This window comes from Roseivirga sp. BDSF3-8, from assembly GCF_041449215.1.
Lineage (GTDB): Bacteria > Bacteroidota > Bacteroidia > Cytophagales > Cyclobacteriaceae > JBGNFV01.
On the sequence record NZ_JBGNFV010000001.1, the window covers coordinates 4,590,896 to 4,608,669 of the forward strand.

General features: G+C 47.0%; 15 protein-coding genes. 14 read left to right on the forward strand and 1 reads right to left on the reverse strand.

Features of this window, described 5'->3' with window-relative positions:
• Positions 1 to 7 precede the first annotated feature (7 nt).
• A complete protein-coding gene (locus AB9P05_RS19015; protein WP_371910422.1) occupies positions 8 to 1,309 on the forward strand; it encodes a folylpolyglutamate synthase/dihydrofolate synthase family protein in 1,302 nt (433 codons plus the stop codon).
• A 4-nt stretch (positions 1,310 to 1,313) separates the two neighbouring features.
• Positions 1,314 to 1,985, forward strand: coding sequence for a tRNA (guanosine(46)-N7)-methyltransferase TrmB (gene trmB, locus AB9P05_RS19020; RefSeq protein WP_371911369.1), 672 nt, complete (start codon positions 1,314 to 1,316; stop codon positions 1,983 to 1,985).
• 173 nt (positions 1,986 to 2,158) lie between these two features.
• Here trmB and AB9P05_RS19025 read toward each other — a convergent pair whose 3' ends face one another.
• Positions 2,159 to 2,791, reverse strand: a complete 633-nt coding sequence (locus AB9P05_RS19025) for a phosphoribosylanthranilate isomerase (protein ID WP_371910423.1) — start codon at positions 2,789 to 2,791, stop codon at positions 2,159 to 2,161.
• A 129-nt stretch (positions 2,792 to 2,920) separates the two neighbouring features.
• On the opposite strand from AB9P05_RS19025, the gene AB9P05_RS19030 reads away from it, so the two are divergent.
• From AB9P05_RS19030 to tnpA, 12 genes are all read left to right on the forward strand, one after another.
• A complete protein-coding gene (locus AB9P05_RS19030; protein ID WP_371910424.1) occupies positions 2,921 to 3,235 on the forward strand; it encodes a thioredoxin family protein in 315 nt (104 codons plus the stop codon).
• A gap of 2 nt (positions 3,236 to 3,237) precedes the next feature.
• Positions 3,238 to 3,480, forward strand: a complete 243-nt coding sequence (locus tag AB9P05_RS19035; RefSeq protein WP_371910425.1) for a hypothetical protein — start codon at positions 3,238 to 3,240, stop codon at positions 3,478 to 3,480.
• Positions 3,481 to 3,659: 179 nt separating this feature from the next.
• Positions 3,660 to 4,772: a tRNA 2-thiouridine(34) synthase MnmA gene (mnmA, locus tag AB9P05_RS19040; protein ID WP_371910426.1), complete on the forward strand. Its 1,113-nt coding sequence runs from the start codon at positions 3,660 to 3,662 to the stop codon at positions 4,770 to 4,772.
• On the forward strand, positions 4,762 to 5,457 hold the full coding sequence (locus AB9P05_RS19045) for a hypothetical protein (RefSeq protein ID WP_371910427.1): 696 nt from the start codon (positions 4,762 to 4,764) through the stop codon (positions 5,455 to 5,457). Before mnmA ends, AB9P05_RS19045 begins: the two co-directional genes overlap by 11 nt.
• On the forward strand, positions 5,451 to 7,106 hold the full coding sequence (locus AB9P05_RS19050) for a S8 family peptidase (protein ID WP_371910428.1): 1,656 nt from the start codon (positions 5,451 to 5,453) through the stop codon (positions 7,104 to 7,106). The genes AB9P05_RS19045 and AB9P05_RS19050 overlap by 7 nt, the downstream gene beginning before the upstream one ends.
• A gap of 53 nt (positions 7,107 to 7,159) precedes the next feature.
• Entirely contained in the window at positions 7,160 to 7,810 is a 651-nt protein-coding gene (gene rpe / locus AB9P05_RS19055) for a ribulose-phosphate 3-epimerase (RefSeq protein ID WP_371910429.1), read from the forward strand.
• Positions 7,807 to 10,218, forward strand: coding sequence for a carboxypeptidase-like regulatory domain-containing protein (locus AB9P05_RS19060; RefSeq protein ID WP_371910430.1), 2,412 nt, complete (start codon positions 7,807 to 7,809; stop codon positions 10,216 to 10,218). The genes rpe and AB9P05_RS19060 overlap by 4 nt, the downstream gene beginning before the upstream one ends.
• 64 nt (positions 10,219 to 10,282) lie before the next feature.
• Positions 10,283 to 10,870, forward strand: a complete 588-nt coding sequence (locus tag AB9P05_RS19065) for a penicillin-binding protein activator LpoB (RefSeq protein WP_371910431.1) — start codon at positions 10,283 to 10,285, stop codon at positions 10,868 to 10,870.
• Between the two features lie 5 nt (positions 10,871 to 10,875).
• Positions 10,876 to 12,300 carry a COG3014 family protein gene (locus AB9P05_RS19070; RefSeq protein ID WP_371910432.1) on the forward strand — a complete coding sequence of 475 codons (1,425 nt, stop codon included), beginning with the start codon at positions 10,876 to 10,878 and terminating at the stop codon, positions 12,298 to 12,300.
• A gap of 618 nt (positions 12,301 to 12,918) precedes the next feature.
• On the forward strand, positions 12,919 to 15,828 hold the full coding sequence (locus AB9P05_RS19075; RefSeq protein WP_371910433.1) for a T9SS type A sorting domain-containing protein: 2,910 nt from the start codon (positions 12,919 to 12,921) through the stop codon (positions 15,826 to 15,828).
• Between the two features lie 293 nt (positions 15,829 to 16,121).
• Positions 16,122 to 17,231 (forward strand): hypothetical protein, encoded by a 1,110-nt coding sequence (locus tag AB9P05_RS19080; RefSeq protein WP_371910434.1) that lies wholly within the window; start codon positions 16,122 to 16,124, stop codon positions 17,229 to 17,231.
• Between the two features lie 69 nt (positions 17,232 to 17,300).
• A complete protein-coding gene (tnpA, locus tag AB9P05_RS19085) occupies positions 17,301 to 17,747 on the forward strand; it encodes an IS200/IS605 family transposase (protein ID WP_371906921.1) in 447 nt (148 codons plus the stop codon).
• The last annotated feature ends 27 nt before the right edge of the window (positions 17,748 to 17,774 follow it).

The following is a 17,774-nucleotide window of genomic DNA, read 5'->3' on the forward strand; positions in this document are numbered from 1 at the left end:
TTTCCTAATGACGTACGAAGAAGCTCTGGATTTTTTATATAGGCAGTTGCCTATGTTTCAGCGCATTGGTGCAGCTGCATTTAAAAAAGATCTCACCAATACCCTCAAACTGTGTGAAGCCCTGGGTAATCCTCAGGATACCTTCCCCACCATTCACATAGCGGGTACCAATGGTAAAGGCAGTACCGCCCATAGCCTTGCGGCGGTTTTACAATCTGCCGGGTATAAGACAGGCCTCTACACCAGCCCCCACCTCAAAGAATACACTGAACGCATCCGGATAAATGGCAAGAATATGCCAGGCGAGTCCGTTGCCCGGTTTGTGGAAAAATACCGCGGTTTACTTGAGGAAGTACGCCCCAGTTTCTTCGAGATGTCAGTCGTGATGGCCTTTGAATATTTTGCCAGGCAGGAAGTAGATGTAGCCGTGATCGAAGTAGGCATGGGGGGCCGCCTGGACAGCACCAATGTCATTACCCCCCGCCTGAGCGTCATCACCTCCATAGGGAAAGACCATCAGCAGTTTTTAGGGGAGACCCTTCCGGAAATAGCAGGAGAGAAAGCCGGCATCATTAAGCCCGCAGTACCTGTCGTTGCCGGCCATAACCCACCGGAAGTTCTTGAGGTCATTCGTGAAAAGGCGGCGCGCTCCAATGCACCATGCCATGTTGCTGCGGACACCTATCATGTACAGCCACATGATGAAACCAACACCCAGGGGATTCTCTTTCGTGTATTTAAAGAAAATAAGCTTTGGGAAGAGAAACTTGTCTTTAGCCTCATGGGTTGGTATCAGCGATACAATTTGCCCGCCATTCTTATGAGCATCGACCTCCTGCGGAACCAATGCCAATTTGATCGTATCAGCGACAATGACGTTAAAAAAGGGCTGGAATCTGTACAGGAACTCACAGGCCTTAAGGGCCGCTGGCAGATCCTCCGAACCAGTCCTTTCGTTGTATGCGATACGGGCCATAACCACGATGGCATTGCGCAGGTCATGAAGCAGCTTGCCCATATTCCGCGCAGAACCCTCCGCATTGTGCTGGGTACAGTAGCGGATAAAGACCTGAATGATATATTCCCCCTTTTTCCCAAAGAAGCAATCTATTACTTTTGTGCCGCGAATGTTCCCCGTGCCTTGGCGGCTGAAGAGCTTAAGCAGGCTGCAGCCAGCCATCAACTCATCGGTAAAGCCTATGCTTCCGTAAGTGAGGCAGTAAAAACAGCCCGTGATGAGGCAGCGGAAGAGGACCTGATATTTATAGGCGGCAGCACCTTTGTGGTGGCCGAACTGGACGAAATCTGATTGGATTGTGAGAACGAAACTGCAGCGTTTTGCTGAAAACAGCAAGCGCCATAATGTTATTGAGCCCGGAAAAGATATTTATGAAAAGATCAAGGGCAATTGGCACAAAGACTTTTTTAATAACAATAACCCCATCACCCTGGAGCTCGCCTGTGGGCGGGGAGAGTACACCGTAGGTCTGGCCCGCGTTTTCAACGGACGCAATTATATCGGTGTGGACATTAAGGGCGACCGGATATGGAAAGGCAGCGGCATAGCGCTCGACGAGGGCCTAGACAATGTCGCCTTCCTTCGCACACAAATACTCCTTATCGAGAGGTTTTTTGAAAAGGGAGAGGTGGATGAAATATGGATTACCTTTCCGGACCCCCGTCCCAAAGACCGTGATGAGAAACGCAGGCTTACCCACCCCCGTTTTCTGGATATATACAGAAGCATTCTGAAGCCGGGTGGTACCCTTCATCTCAAAACGGACAATACCGGCCTCTTCGAATACACCCTGGAAGTCCTGCAACAGCAAGAAGCGATTAGCGACCTGGTTTACACCCGAGATCTGTATAAAAGTGATATGCTGGCTGACCACCATGGCATTCGCACTCGCTACGAGAAAAAGTTTCATGAAAAAGGAGAGGACATAAAATACCTCAAACTTAGCCTTCTTGATAAGACAGAATAGGCCCCCCATACGACTCTGGCAGGTGTGATGCGCCGTTGAGACTTGTTGGCCTAATAAGCTTCTACAATACAAAAAAAAGGCCCCGTCAGGGGCCAATAATATCTCAACCTATTAAGTGGAAATGTGTGAGGTAGGCGCTCTTATATCCAAGGTGCACACCCGGCACAGCCTGGTTAATCCTCCAGGTCATCTACCTCAAGTGCCTCCAGGATATCCGCTAATTCGTCAAAATCCTTTAGCCCCGGCTTGATCTCCTCCCCGCCGCGTAATGAGATACCCTTCAGGTTGCTATTGGTCAGGTCTGATACATTTGATGCTGTTACCCCTATACCCAACACCACAGGAAAATGCTCTGACACATCCAGTGACGCCTTCATCCAGGCCTCACCCTTTTCCTCACCTTCTGATTCTATCAGGGTAAAAGCCACGGCATTCCCTATTTTCTCAATTATCGGTCGCATCTCCGCAGGATCTTCCATTTGAGATACATCCAGCTTAAAGATCACAGGCAGTGTGGTAGCTTTTACCAGGTGTGGAGCCACTTCTACAGATGACGTCTGTATGGCGTCCAACCGATAAGCCTCACCCGTTTCCCTGATGCTGTCCACATCCATTTGGTTAAATTCACCTACCAGTTCCACCCCTGAGAGCCACTCGGTGATCTCTGCAAATTTTTCAGGAGCTGTGAATTGCTTACTATCAGGGTCTAAATCGAAACCAATCATGTTCACCATCATGCCGGCACAGTAGCGGGCATCACTTAGATTAGTTACTCCACTGATTTTAACGAACGTTTTTAATGCCATTCCGTTAGAAAAGTTTTGGGCGGATTGTCTAAATTTGAGTCAGCAAAATTACACAATTTCCCTGTTCTCCAAATTTTAGGTGTCACGATCCGTCAGGGATATTTTTATTTAACGAAACGAGAGATACACATGGCTGTTGAAGTAGTAACAGACGAAAATTTTAGCACTGCATTAAATGATAATGAAAAAGTGGTGGTTAAGTACTTCGCCGACTGGTGCGGTAGCTGCCGTCTTTTTGCCCCTAAGTTTCGTCGTTTATCAGAAGATGATCGCTTCAAAGGCGTTACCTTCCTGGACATAAATGCCGAAAAGAACCCCGAAAGCCGGAAAAAAGGAGAGGTCTCAAACCTGCCCACCTTTGCCGTATTCAAGAATGGCGAACTGGTAGAGAGTGTAAGTACCAGTAAAGAAGATGCGGTTGTAGAACTTATCGAAAAACTGTAGTAATGAAAATACCTGCGATCAAAAAACTCGTTGAGAATCATTCCGTTCAGGAACTGATGGAAGCTGAAGAAGCATTGGTTGAAGAAAAAGAGCCTGCATTTGAGGTAGAAGGAGCTGACGAAGGAGAAAAGCTCACCCATGTTTTTGCGGCCATTTTCATTCACGAAAAAATGGACAAAGAAGGCAAAGACTTCAAAAGCTCCTTGCGTGAGTATACCAGTAAGGTACGTACCAGCATTAGCTAAGTCAGGAGCAGGGAATACACCGCTCCCGCCAAGTGCCTGATTTAATTATAAATACATCTATATTTGCAAAAAGAACGAATTTATTTCGTTCTTTTTTTGTCTCTGTAAAGGCGTATCCATTAGATTACGCCTTCATTTATCACCGAAAACCAGGCCTTGAACCTGGCGAATAAGGAAATATGAGTAAAAAAGGAAGAGTATTAGTAGCCATGAGCGGCGGTATTGACAGTTCCCTCGCCGCCGTATTGTTACATGAACAAGGCTATGAGGTCGTCGGTATGACGATGAAAACATGGGACTACGCCTCAGCAGGAGGTAGCAAAAAAGAAACAGGCTGCTGTAGCCTGGATTCAATCAACGATGCACGAAATATTGCCGTAAGCCTTGGCTTTCCTCATTTCATTCTTGATATACGGGATGAGTTCGGCGATTACGTGATCGATCACTTTACCAATGAATACCTTAATGGCCGCACACCAAACCCCTGTGTGCTCTGTAATACCCACATCAAGTGGGATGCCCTGCTACGTCGTGCCGATAAGCTGGACTGTGACTACATTGCAACAGGACACTATGCCAAGATCAATCAGCATGAGAACGGGCGTTATTACATCTCCAAGGGGCTTGATAAACGCAAAGACCAGTCCTACGCCCTATGGGGCATCAGTCAGGAGAGCCTTAGCCGGACCATTTTTCCCCTGAGCGGCCTTACAAAGGATGAGATACGGGAAATGGCCACAGACCGCGGCTTCATGGAATTGGTTACCAAGTCCGAATCATACGAAATATGCTTTGTGCCCGATAATGACTACCGTGGTTTCCTTAAGCGGCGCGTGCCCGAATTGGAAACGCAAGTCGCCGGTGGCGAATTCATTCTGGAAGACGGCACCGTAGTTGGTGAGCATGAAGGGTACCCCTTTTATACCGTGGGCCAGCGCAAAGGCTTAGGCATCGCCCTCGGCTATCCCGTCTATGTAACTGAGATTCAAAAAGACCATAACCGGGTTGTATTGGGTACTTTTGACGAGCTCAGTCGGAATGGCATGTACGTTCATAACCTGAACATGATGAAATACCCCGAACTCGGGGAGCGCCTCGAAACCCACACCAAGGTAAGATACAATGATTCCGGCGCTCCCGCCGTTATCGAGCAGGCCGGCGACACCATGAAGGTCTATTTTGGTAATGGTGTATCCGCCATTGCCCCGGGCCAGGCGGCCGTCTTTTATGAAGGCGATGACGTCATTGGGGGCGGCTGGATATCCAAAAGCTTTAATCATAATGGTCGCTAAAGCTCAGTTGCGTCATACACTATTAGTATTTCTTTGCGTCATCGCTGCCGCATGCGGCGATGATGCAGAGACTATTGATTTGTTTGATGCCGCTGAATTTTTCCCCGTTACCGACTCCCTCAGCCGGGTTTATGTAGTTGAAGAGGTAATAATAAGCCCCTTAGGCGGCTCCGATACCTCCCGCTATGAACTCAAACAGGTAGTGGGAGATTATTTCCTAAATTCCTCCGGGATAGAAAATTGGAATCTTTATCACTACAGGCGTCCGGATAGCCTGTCAGACTGGACCTTTCTCAATACCACCCCTGTCCGCATTCAGGAAGGTAACTACATTGTTACAGAAAATAACATTCCTTACGTAAAGCTCACCTCACCCTTATTTGATGGTAAAGAATGGGATGGAAATGCCTTCAATGCCATGCCTCCCGACACCTACCATGCAGAGGTTATTGATTTTCAATACCTGAGTCGGGATGAGCCCGTCCAACAGATAAAGGTAATCCAGGAAATGCTGCTGGATACTATTGTCACTAAAGACATCAGAATGGAAGCTTATGTAGAAGGAGTCGGACTCACCTACAGAGAATCAATCCTGCTCAATTACTGTACCCGGCCCGATTGCCTGGGCGAAGGAATTGTGGAAGACGGCAGAGTATACAAACAAAGCTTAAAAGAAATATGGTAAAAAAGATCAGCTTCAACCTGCTTCTTGCAGGCATGGGTATATTTTGCGGCCTCAAGGCATCCGCCCAGACAAACCGCTATATGGTTTTTTTTACTGATAAAGATACCGCGGCATACGAAACAGCCGACCCCCTTACTTACTTGTCCCGGCGCTCACTCGATCGTCGTCAGGATCAGAACATCCAGTTAACCCCACGTGATTTTACAGTTAAGGAAAACTACCTGGATAGCGTAAGAGCCGGTGGCATGCAGGTTTTTGCCACCTCTCGCTGGCTTAATGCCTGTCTTGCCTCAGGAAATATAGACCAGGTAGAGATGCTGCAGGCAGCCCCCTATATAAGCCATATCGACTATGTCGCCCCTCAGAATGTTCCGGAAAATGCACGGGTGGCTGATATCGGACGTAAATCGAAACGTAATAACCGGGGACAGAATGATGAGGTTACAGCCTACCAGAATAGCCTGCTTGGCATAGATATCATGCATGAGGACGGCTATAAAGGCGAAGGCATGCTGATAGCTGTAGTAGACGGCGGATTTGCAGGAGTAAACACCGCCGCGCCGTTCAGTCACCTTTTCTCGGAAGAGAAGGTGATAAAAGCCTATAATTTTGTCAATTACTCAGATAATATCTACGGCTTTACCGATCACGGTAGCGAAGCCCTCAGCTGCATGGCTGCGCTAAGCGAGGGAGTGTATACCGGAGGTAGCCCCGATGCACATTATATGCTGCTCGTCAGCGAAGACGTTTCTTCCGAATACCGTATAGAAGAATATAACTGGATTCTGGCCGCAGAAATGGCAGACAGCGCCGGCGCAGACATTATCTCAACCTCACTCGGCTATAATTACTTTAATGACCCTACCATGGACTACTCCCTGACTGATATGGACGGGGAGACTGCGGTGATCAGCGTTGGGTCCAACATAGCAGCAGAAACCGGCATGCTGCTGATTAGTTCTGCCGGTAACGAAGGCGATAATCCTAACTGGCGTACCATCGTTCCTCCTGCAGATGCTCCCAGCGTGCTGGCAGTAGGGTCTTTTTTCGGCAAAACCTTTGACCGTGCCGGGTTCAGTTCCATGGGGCCCACCACTGACGGCCGTATCAAGCCAGATGTAGTGGCTACAGGCTCCCCCGCTTACACGGTAAATCAGTTTGGAAATGCCACCCAAGCCTACGGAACCAGCTTTGCAGCGCCGATAGTGACCGGCCTTGCCGCAGGCTTCTGGCAGGCAAACCCTTCTTTGACGGCTAGTGAGGTAAAGGAGCGACTCATTCGCTCAGGTAATTCATACCTGGCACCTGACTCCCTGATCGGACACGGAGCACCCAACTACCAGCGAGCCCAGGAAAATATCGTCCTCAGCGATGGACTTGACCTGCCTGAAGAAGACATTATTCCCTACCCATATCCCAACCCACTCTCCGGAGGTATGCTCCACGTACCTCTGACCGGATTTAATGACCATGAACTACAAGGGAGCCTCATAAGCAATGACGGGCGGCTGATGGTGAAGTTCGATGTTCAGAATGATGGTAAAGAAGCTGAGGAACAGATACAAATGGGCAATTTACCCGCTGGTATCTACCTGCTCACCCTAACCGGAAAGTCCCTTACCCGCCGGTACCGTATAGTGAAATACTGATCCTTTGTGCCGAACGGTTGCATCCCTGTCAAAAGCGGGGTTATATTTGGTGCATGAAACCATTGATCGCACCCTCCATCCTGGCTGCCGACTTTGCGAACCTACAGTCGGAAATTACCATGCTTCACCAAAGCGAGGCAGACTACATTCACATTGATATTATGGATGGCATGTTCGTGCCTAATATCTCATTTGGGTTTCCTGTAATGAATGCCATTCGTGAGTTTACCGACAAGCCCTTCGATGTGCATCTTATGATAGAGGAGCCCGGCAGGTACCTTGAGGACTTCAAAAAGGCAGGAGCCGATCATATATACGTCCATTATGAAGCTTGCCCACATTTACACAGGGTATTGCAGCAAATCCGTGATCTGGGCTGTAAGACCGGTGTGGCCCTCAATCCCCACACACCTGTTTCCCTGCTTGCTGACGTACTTCATGATACCGACCTCGTATGCATGATGTCTGTAAATCCGGGATTTGGCGGACAAAGCTTTATCGAACATACCTATGAGAAGGTGCGGTCGTTAAGTAAAATGATAAAAGAGGCGGGCACGCAGACAAAAATTGAAATTGACGGTGGTGTAAATGCCAATAATGCCGCAGACCTGGTGAAAGCCGGCGCCCATATACTTGTAGCCGGTAGCTTTGTATTCCGGTCAGATGACCCTGCCGCCACCATCCGCGATCTGAAAAACGCATGATAAAACGCATGGCTATGTTACGGGCCATCACCCTCGTGAGTGTGATGGTATGGCTGCTGCCTCTAGGGGCCAGTGCGCACCAGGGCGTAGGTGTGCTTAGCGGACGTACCATTACTGCCGAAGGCAAGGCACTGCCTGCGGTAAATATTTCTATCAGAGGCATAGGCATTGGTACCATTAGCAAAGAAAACGGTGCCTTTGAGCTGCGCCTGCCTGCCGGTGACAGCGTTAAGGTACTCTTTACCCACGTAGGCTATTACCCTACTGAAAAGGTGGTCAGGCTGAGAACCGGAGAGGAATACGTGCTGGAGGTGCAGATGCGTGAAGAGACCATGGTGCTCGAGCAGGTAGAAGTTGGCTCTGCCCGTGAAACAGAGCGCGAACAGGCCGGTGTCACAAAGCTATCCCCCAAGAGCCTGGAAGAGATGCCTTCCCCTTTTGGAGATATAAGCAGGTTGCTCGCTACATTACCAGGGGTCATAGCCAATAACGAACTTAGTTCCAGCTATACCGTACGAGGAGGAAATTTTGACGAAAACCTAGTATACGTAAACGGCATTCAGGTATATCGGCCATTCCTCATAAGGGCCGGACAGCAGGAAGGCCTTAGCTTTATTAACCCCGATCTCGTAGAAAGCATTGAGTTCAGTGCTGGCGGTTGGCAGCCCCGCTACGGTGATAAGCTATCCTCCAGTCTTACCGTTAACTACAAAAAGCCCGAAGAGCACGCCGCCAGTGTCTCCATCGGCCTGCTCGGTGGTCGTGGTCACGTGGAAGGCAAGGCTATGAACGGCCGTCTGCGTTACATCGGTGGCGTACGCCATAAGAACTCCCGCTATCTCCTTAACACCTTCGAAACCCAGGGCCAGTACCTTCCACGCTTTACCGATGGGCAGGCCTATGTTACCTACCAGCTTAAAAGAAGGGGTAATAAGCCGGTTACCGAACTATCTGCCCTCCTCAATTATGCGAGTAACCGCTATCTCGTAAGGCCCGAAGCCCGCGAAACCACATTTGGTACATTTAACCGTGTGCTAAGGCTGTTCGTGGCCTTTGACGGACAGGAGTTACTCGACTACGATACCTGGCAAACAGGGCTGAAGTTAAGCCACAATTACAGCGACCGGCTTAGGGTAGAGGCCATAGTGTCCGCCCTTACTACTCGAGAACGTGAATACATCGATCTGGAGGGAGGCTATCGTCTCTGTGATGTGAACAGAGACCCCAGTAGCCCCGGTTTTAACCAGTGCGTGGCCATCAGAGGAGTAGGTACAGAATATAATTACGCGCGAAACCGCCTCGATGCCAACATCTACGCTGCAAACGTACAGACCTTTTATAACTGGAAAAAGACACAGACACTGCTGGCCGGAATAGGGTATCGCTATCAGGATGTAAGCGACCGTATTCGGGAATGGGGGTTCATTGATTCGGCTGATTTTGTTAAACTGGATGTCCCTATTCAGAATGATATCAGCCTGAATATTAACCGGTTTTCCGCATTTGTCCAGAATACCTCAGAAATAGGAGAGAGGCAGGTGCTCACCTACGGGGTAAGAGCCAACTATCTGGACGTAACCGGCCAGTTTTTACTCAGCCCGCGCCTGCAGTATAGCTACCACCTTCCCTGGGAGCGGGATGTCGTCTTTCGCTTTGCAACCGGTATTTACCGTCAGCCGCCATTTTACAGAGAGTTTCGTGATCGCAATGGCCAATTGCAGGAAAACGTAAAAGCACAATCCTCCCTGCATGTAATCAGTGGCGTCGACTATGACTTTAAGCTATGGAACAGGCCTTTTAAGTTCATCACAGAAGCATACTATAAGTACCTGTGGGATGTAAATACCTACGATGTCGATAATGTGCTCATCCGCTATTTTGCAGATAACACTACCAAAGCCTACGCTATAGGGGCAGACTTCAGGATATCCGGTGAGTTTATTCCCAATACCGACTCCTGGTTCAGCCTCGGACTTCTCAGAACGCGCGAAGATATTGAAGATGACGGTCAGGACTTTATTCGTAGACCTTCAGACCAATTAGTGAATATAGGCATCTTTTTCCAGGATCACTTTCCCAGTGACCCTACCATACGAGTGAACGTAGGCGTATTTTTTGGCTCAGGTCTGCCCTTCGGACCTCCTAACGAGCCTCAGTATCGCAGCGCCCTCAATGGCGAGTCATACCAGCGCGTAGACGTAGGCTTTTCAAAGATTTTTTTATTGGATGATAATAGCGGGTTTGGACTCAAATCCATATGGGTCGGTGCTGATATCCTCAATATGCTGGGTACGGAAAATGCGATCTCCTACACCTGGATCAGAGATATTACCAATACAGAATTTGCCATCCCCAATTCATTATCGGCAAGGTTTTTGAATATCCGTATTGTAGGAAAGTTTAACTGATAGCTTCAGGTAGCCTCTTCCGCCTGTTTATGACATTAATGCATTCTCAAACTACGATAGAACAATGAAACGTATATTTACCCTGATGGCATTTTCACTGGCCCTGATGGCTGGTTTTAGCTGTGCCAAACGTACGGTTACCCGTGTGAACCCTGATGAGCAGATAGACCTCAGTGGCCGATGGAATGATACTGACAGTAAGCTGGTGGCTAGTGAAATGACCAGCGACGTGTTAAATCGTCCCTGGATAGACGAGCACCGCTCTTCTACCGGTAAAAAACCGGTCATCATAGTAGGCGCCATCACCAACCGTACCCACGAGCATATTGAACCTGAGAACTTCGTGAAGGACATCGAGCGCGAGTTTATCAATACCGGTGCTGTGCGTGTGGTACAGGACGCCTCTTTTAGAGAGCGCATCCGTGAGGAGCGTGCCGACCAGAATGAATTCGCCTCACAGGAAACAGCGAAAGCCTGGGGTAAGGAGCTGGGCGCCGACTATATCATGTTCGGTACTATTAACAGCACTGTAGACGAATACAATAAAAAGAAGGTCGTAAACTATAAGGTTAACCTTGAACTTACCAACCTTGAAACCAACGAAAAAGTATGGATTGGTGATAAGGAGATCAAAAAGTATATCACTAACTGATAGGGATGAAGGTTCGCTATAGTTGGTTGATCCTGTTACTGGCATGGTTCCAGGTATCCTGTAAAACGTACTATCAGGCTAATCACAAGTTTAACCTGAGCTACGAAGCAGGAAATATGGAAGCGGCTGACCGTATCCTGGAGAAAAACAAGAAGATGGCTAAAAGCAATGCCAAACTCTTATACTTCATGAACAGGGGGTTAGTCAGTTCCATGCTTGGTAACTATGAGGAAAGTAATACCTACTTTGAGCGGGCCTATGTGCTGGCTGAAGATTATCGTAAAAACCCCTTTCAGGTAGCGGCTTCCTTCCTGGTGAATCCTAAGCTGGTGGACTACCAGGGGGAGGACCACGAAATACTGTTCATAAACTATTATAAAGCCCTCAATTACCTCTACCTGAATGACCCGGAAGCTGCCCTCGTAGAGGTACGGCGAATGGAAATTCTGCTTAACCGGCTTAGTGATAAGTATAGCAGCGATAAGAAGTTTCAGCGGGATGCTTTTATACACCTGCTCATGGGGCTTATATACGATGCTAACGATGAGTATAATGATGCCTTCATTGCGTATAGGAATGCCTATGAAGTATACAGTGAAGATTATCTGGATATGTTTGGCCTCGGAGTCCCCGAGCAGCTAAAAGAAGACCTCCTTCGAACAGCCTATCTCAGTGGATTGAGAAGCGAACTTGCTTTTTACGAAGAGGCTTTTCATACCGATTATGTACATAAGCCTGAGCAGGGCGGCGAACTCATCATGCTGTGGAATAACGGCCTCGGCCCGGTCAAATCTGAGTGGGGACTCAATTTTACTGTCGTCCATGGGCAGAATGGGCTGGTGACTTTCGTAAATGAGAGCCAGAATATGAGTTTTCCTTTCATGCTCGGCAGTAATAACGACGAGGACAAAAAGACCACCCTGGAAAGGTTGGAGTTTTTCCGGGTGGTTTTTCCCAGGTACGTGGAAAGGCAGGAGGTATTCACCAGGGGAGAGATCCTGGCGAATGGCCGGCACTATAAACTGGAAAAGGCTGAAGACATTAATGCCATTGCTTTTAAAACCCTGCAGCAACGTATGGCCAAAGAACTTTCTCAGGGCTTATTACGTGCAGCCCTGAAGAAAGGGGCAGAGTATGCCTTGCGTGAGGAAGATGAAACTATGGGCAGTATACTAGGTATTATTAATGCTGTGACCGAACAGGCCGATACTCGAAACTGGCAGACTATTCCACACTCAATATACTATACCCGGGTGCCCATGCAGCCCGGCCAGCAAGATGTATCCATGGTCCTGCGTTCCGAAAAGGGCAGGGAAGACGTGCGCCAGTTTACATTTACTATTAAAGAGGGAAAGACCACCTTCTTTAGTTTTCGCTCGCTTGAGGCTTCCTACTCCCCCTCTTCATACTATAGCACCGCTCCTAATTAAGCACTACGCATAGGGTTTTTATGAAGTTTTATGCTTCTAAAGTCCTGGCTTGTAGCTTTTTGTGTTTGGCTCTGTAATTATTCTCTTGTATTTTTTTATTTTTTAAGCCCGTATTTGGAATAACTTATCATTCCATTTTTTTTAATCAGCGCTGAGCAAAACCCTTTTTATACCGTTTATAGTCCGTCATTATCCTATCATGTGGTTTTATCCCCCAATCTGGTTGATTACCAGAACATAAGGAACAAAACACGTGACATTTGTATTATAAATATGTGTAGTATTTGTTGTAATATTTTTATTGAAATTGGTTGATGATTTTACTATTCTTGTATTGAATTAGATGATTTATTGAATGTGTTTTCTATCAACCAGAATTAAATTGCCTATGAACAAAATAAACATGAAAGCCTAAATCGTGATTAATGTCCGGGCCTCTTCTACAGTTCCGGGAACTACGAATTCAGTACCGCAGCCACTTTTTAACCGATCATTTCTGCGGTTTTCACATATTCTTTTTTTTAAGGTCTGGCAGAGGAAGACGGATGGCATCTATTTTTTCCTTGACCGTTTCAGGCCGGTATTTTTTCATATTATTAACCTAACCTTGATACCCTAATGCAATCCATATGCAATAAGATTTACTTCTTAATTATCCTATTTATTATCATAGCATCGCCTTCCTGGTCTCAGGACAATACCATACTGCGTATTGAGAACGTGAGAACAGGATGGAATAAACTTAAACTGGGAAATAATCCCACCTCCTTCTGGAGTCCCAAAGTAGACGTGTACTCAGGCGGAAACACCCACCTTGAGGTAGAATTCCGCATACCGGAAGGAAACCCCGACCTGGCCAAACTTCAGATCAGACCTAACGGCTACGGAGCAAATCCGGTCACATTCGGGGCTTACGCCCCTGCAGGCTTCTCTTATGGGGATACCTGGTACTTGCTGAGTATTCCTCTGGCTGATTTTGACCCGGCCATTAACCTGTCCCAGCTAAACCTGCTCCAGCTTCCTTACAGTAATAATGCCTCACCCTTTGTCATGGAAATACGCTCTGTTACTTTCACCGGTGGCAGCACCCCCTACCTGTGGTACGGTGAGGACAAGCGGAATATCATTCATGATGGCCAGGCAGGTCCGGGACAAATGGCGGCAGCCAATGAGCATGAATACTACCTTGAGTACCACGTGGATCTATCAGGAAAGAAATATACCAATGCATACTACTCCACCTATTACACAGGCAGGACCGCTAAGTGTCAGGAAGCCCTGATTACCGCTGTGCTCGATGGCAGTACCGAACTGGTGCAGGCACCCGCAGAGGCTGTTGTAAGCTGTCAGTTTGTGCCAGGTACCTATCAGGTGAGTAGTACGCATTCAGATGGCCGTCCTTTAACAGGAAGTTTTACTATTCCACCATCAGAACCTCTTGTAGCGGCTACCACCCTTACCCCCCCGGATGGTACGAATAATGGAAACCTTAAAGTTACCCTGAGTGGTGGCACAGGCAGTTACTTTAATTTTGATGGCTATAATTATGAAATCATCACAGACAGTGCGGAGAACTTTACCAACGGTATAGTGGTAGGCTCTGCGTATGGTGAGGATTTCTCTAATATACAGACTGACCTGGAGGGGAATATCTATTTGGTATATAATGATACGCTTCAGAAGCGCACACCGGAGGGCGCTTTGTTATGGCAGACCGCGCTTAACACCGGAGGTATCTATGGAAAAGAATTGATTTATACCGATCCGGTAGGCAATACGTATATTACCGGCAGGTCGAACCCCGGCTTTTCGATCAAGGACTATTATGCAGGTAATGATGAGGTTACCGCATACCTATGCCGTATCAATTCAGCAGGTAATCCCGATTGGATCCGTAAGATAGATATAGAAAGTGTATCCTCCCTTAAAGGAGATGGAAAGGGACACCTTTATGTCTCTAATCTCCGGGCTGATATATACAAGTTTACCATAGATGGGCGCCTGCTTTGGCAGCAGGGGACAGTTTCAAGCTACAATTCAGGCTCAGGTTTTTCCGATTTGACCATTGATGAGGAAAGTAATATCTACCTAGGTACCACTATGGATATTTATGCCACTTATGGAGGAGTGGAGGTGCCCGATTTTGATAATGCGAAGGAGAACCTTTCCGTTATGGTGATCAAACTGGATAAAAATGGTAATGTGCAATGGTTTAAGCCCCTGGCATACGCTTCAGATGTACGCGGGCTTGAATGGTCAAGTATCGGGACCATTCACATCATCAAGACACACTATATACCTGTGATCATGGGGACAATGAGTGCCATAGGGTACCTAGAAGTTATAGATACAGATGGTAATGAAATATATCAGCATGAAGTAACTACCGGCATATTTTCAACGGTGACATCCATCACCGCTGACCCGGCCGGCTACGTTTATATCGGGGCTAACCCCAATGTCATCACTAAGGTCGATCCTTTGGGCTTCGAAATAAATAAGATCCGGATGCCTACCCAGTATTATTACGCTGCCACTCCCTTCCTCACCTCAAACAGGCAGGGCGATATTGTGATGGCAGCTATTGGGGATGGTTATTGGGAAGAATTTCTGCCAGGCATGCCATACAATAGCCTGTTTATAGCCAGGCTTGAGCCAGCCAGTACGTATAATATTAATCTGTATCCTACAGCGACCATGGCATATTACGAAATGGAAGACGCCAGGGGAAACAGAGTTTCAGAAGAGATCAACTTTACTGGTAGCAGCATTACCGGAATCAATGCCCGCCTCGAGGCAGGAGCTTATGAAGTAAAGTGGAAACCACCCTATTCAGACGTTTCAGGCTACGAAGTATACCGCAAGGCAGGTAATGAGTACAAAGTAGTAGGCAGAACAGGGCCTTCTGAAACCACCTTTGCCGATTACACCGTACAGGAAGGTGAAAAGCCGGAATATAAAGTGAAAGCACTGGTAGCCCATGGCGAACGCCTTAGCAACCCTCACAGTCCTGTTGAGCTGACCGCTTTAACTTCTGCAGGAGGTAAAGTACAGTTACAGTGGCGTCCATATACCGGCTATGAAAAACCTGTATATACATTGTACCGGGGCACCAGTGCCTATGATATGAAGAAAGTAGCTCAGGTTAAGCCAGGCACTGTTACATTTACCGATCAGCTCCCTGATGAAGGTACGTATATGTACCGGATGGATGTTAGGGAAGCTAAGCATAAGGAAATGGAGGCCAGCATGTCCAACCTGGTGCAGGTACAGATAGGCCCCTCATCCGAAAGACTCTCTGAGGTGTGGCCAAATCCGGCTCTTGGTGCGGTTAACTGCAGATACGACGGCAGAAGCGCTGACAATACGCTTCAACTTACAGATGTAAACGGCCGGATATTGAAGACTTACCGTAATATTGATCCTAATGGTCATACGGTAGATAGAGGAGACCTTTCAGAGGGAGTCTACCTTCTCACATTCGAAGACCAGGAGGGTACCCTGACCGACAGGGTGATTTTTCGATAACCATTTTAGAGGCCAGGCTGTTGCCTGGCCTTATTTTCTTCTTGAATCTTATTCTGGGTGGATAATTCTACTTAAAATAAATATAACTTTATTTATTTTTTATATAAGGTTTTGTCTTCAGTTTTAATGAAAGCTCAGATTTTTTGAGGTCTGTTGTTCATGTGAAAAAGGCTGAATTGGTGGCTATGGATAAGAATCATTTCCACAAGGAGCTTGATAGCCATATGGGCTGCCCTTTCACATTTTATTTTTTAGAAAACAAATAATCATAATGAATTAAACAATTTACTACCATGAAAACGATCAATCTTATGGCTTGGATAATGGGAATGCTACTGTTGCTTCCCGTAACGGCCCATTCTCAGTTTCAGGACTTAGAATTTCTCCGGATCGATAAGATCAATTATAGCAATGAGTGGTTTAAGCTGGGAAATAATCCGGATAGCTTTGAAGGTCCCGGCGTGGATGTGACGGCCGGAGGAAATACCCATATGCGAATGACATTCAGGGTGTCCGAGGCCAGCAGCGACAATTTTTTCATCTATTTACGATTGAACGGCGAGGAAGATTCGAGAGTCTTTTTAAAAGATTACCTGCCGGAAGGTTTTGAGGTGAGTTACGAATGGACCACGGTAGACATACCTCTAGGTGACTTTTATTCCCTTGAGTTGTATGACCTGTACCAGGTAGAGATCGAGTTTTCGGCCAGGCAGGTATTTGATCTGAAGCACCTGGAATTTACCGGCGGAAGCTCTCCATATCTGTGGTTCGGATTTGGTAAGCGTGATAATAGTAACAATGGCGATGGATTTAACGGAAACTTCATCGCCGACGTACAGTCCGATTTATATATAAGCGCAGACCTCGAATATTCTAAAGCCCTTTCACCTTATAATGGTAAGGCTACCCTTATCGCCATTTACAAAGACCAGTTTGATCAGGAGGCTTACGATGCACTCTGGGAGTGGTCTGACGGGTATATTGGCCGGAAGCGTGATGGCCTGGCACCGGGAGATTACGAAGTGGTTTTCGGACCCATAGATGGTGCTTACGATACGCTTACCTTTAGCCTGGAGTCACAAGGGCCACTTTCACCGGAAGTCAGTTTCCAGAGCCCCAGTGGCAGTAATGATGGCAACCTGTCTATTTCCCTGAGCGAGGGCCTTCCTTCTTACTTTCATGAAAACTCGCTTATTAAATTTAATGACGCCAACACAGAGGTGCTCACCAGTGGGTTTTACGGATATACCCAGGGGTATAATGCTCCCCTGGACGTAAGCGAGGATCACGAGGGTAATTTTTATGAGATTACAACCTATCAGAATTCATTCTGGAAATATTTGATAAAGCGAAATGCGGATTACGACCTTATCTGGGCGCAGGATGCAGATTATATTTATTAATCGAATTAAAACCACCGTCTTAGACGGTGGTCATGTTTGAGGGCTATGCCAGTAGGGGTATATTGTGGAATGAGCAAGTATCGTAAGCTATCGCATAGCTTTTACTATTGTGTCTATCATGTAGTATGGACCCCGAAGTACCGCCACCGTATACTTCGTGATATTGTTGCAGATACGTTGGAGAATAAGATAAAGACGATATGTGAATGGAAGGAGGTCAAGGTAGAAGAGTTGAACATTCAGCCAGATCACGTTCATTTGGTATGTAGTATACCTCCGAAACTTAGTGTATCAGACTTCATGGGTATTCTCAAGGGTAAGACAGCGATCATGATGTTTAAGAACTTCAAGAGTCTTCGCAGAAAACCCTATTGGGGCAATCATTTTTGGTCACGAGGCTATTTTGTAAGTACGGTAGGCATAGATGAAGAAAAGATAAAGCGGTATGTTAAGTATCAGGAGAAGGAAGATAAGAAAGAGGATGGGGATATAGATATCCCGCTATTCGATAACTGACTATCCCCCTTTGGGGGTAATAACCAT

Excerpts from the sequence above, each read along its gene's own strand:
- AB9P05_RS19015 (WP_371910422.1), top strand. The coding sequence starts at position 8 with ATGACGTACGAAGAAGCTCTGGATTTTTTATATAGGCAGTTGCCTATG.
- AB9P05_RS19025 (WP_371910423.1), bottom strand. The coding sequence starts at position 2,791 with ATGGCATTAAAAACGTTCGTTAAAATCAGTGGAGTAACTAATCTAAGT.
- AB9P05_RS19030 (WP_371910424.1), top strand. The coding sequence starts at position 2,921 with ATGGCTGTTGAAGTAGTAACAGACGAAAATTTTAGCACTGCATTAAAT.
- AB9P05_RS19035 (WP_371910425.1), top strand. The coding sequence starts at position 3,238 with ATGAAAATACCTGCGATCAAAAAACTCGTTGAGAATCATTCCGTTCAG.
- mnmA (WP_371910426.1), top strand. The coding sequence starts at position 3,660 with ATGAGTAAAAAAGGAAGAGTATTAGTAGCCATGAGCGGCGGTATTGAC.
- AB9P05_RS19045 (WP_371910427.1), top strand. The coding sequence starts at position 4,762 with ATGGTCGCTAAAGCTCAGTTGCGTCATACACTATTAGTATTTCTTTGC.
- AB9P05_RS19050 (WP_371910428.1), top strand. The coding sequence starts at position 5,451 with ATGGTAAAAAAGATCAGCTTCAACCTGCTTCTTGCAGGCATGGGTATA.
- rpe (WP_371910429.1), top strand. The coding sequence starts at position 7,160 with ATGAAACCATTGATCGCACCCTCCATCCTGGCTGCCGACTTTGCGAAC.
- AB9P05_RS19060 (WP_371910430.1), top strand. The coding sequence starts at position 7,807 with ATGATAAAACGCATGGCTATGTTACGGGCCATCACCCTCGTGAGTGTG.
- AB9P05_RS19065 (WP_371910431.1), top strand. The coding sequence starts at position 10,283 with ATGAAACGTATATTTACCCTGATGGCATTTTCACTGGCCCTGATGGCT.
- AB9P05_RS19070 (WP_371910432.1), top strand. The coding sequence starts at position 10,876 with ATGAAGGTTCGCTATAGTTGGTTGATCCTGTTACTGGCATGGTTCCAG.
- AB9P05_RS19075 (WP_371910433.1), top strand. The coding sequence starts at position 12,919 with ATGCAATCCATATGCAATAAGATTTACTTCTTAATTATCCTATTTATT.
- AB9P05_RS19080 (WP_371910434.1), top strand. The coding sequence starts at position 16,122 with ATGAAAACGATCAATCTTATGGCTTGGATAATGGGAATGCTACTGTTG.
- tnpA (WP_371906921.1), top strand. The coding sequence starts at position 17,301 with ATGAGCAAGTATCGTAAGCTATCGCATAGCTTTTACTATTGTGTCTAT.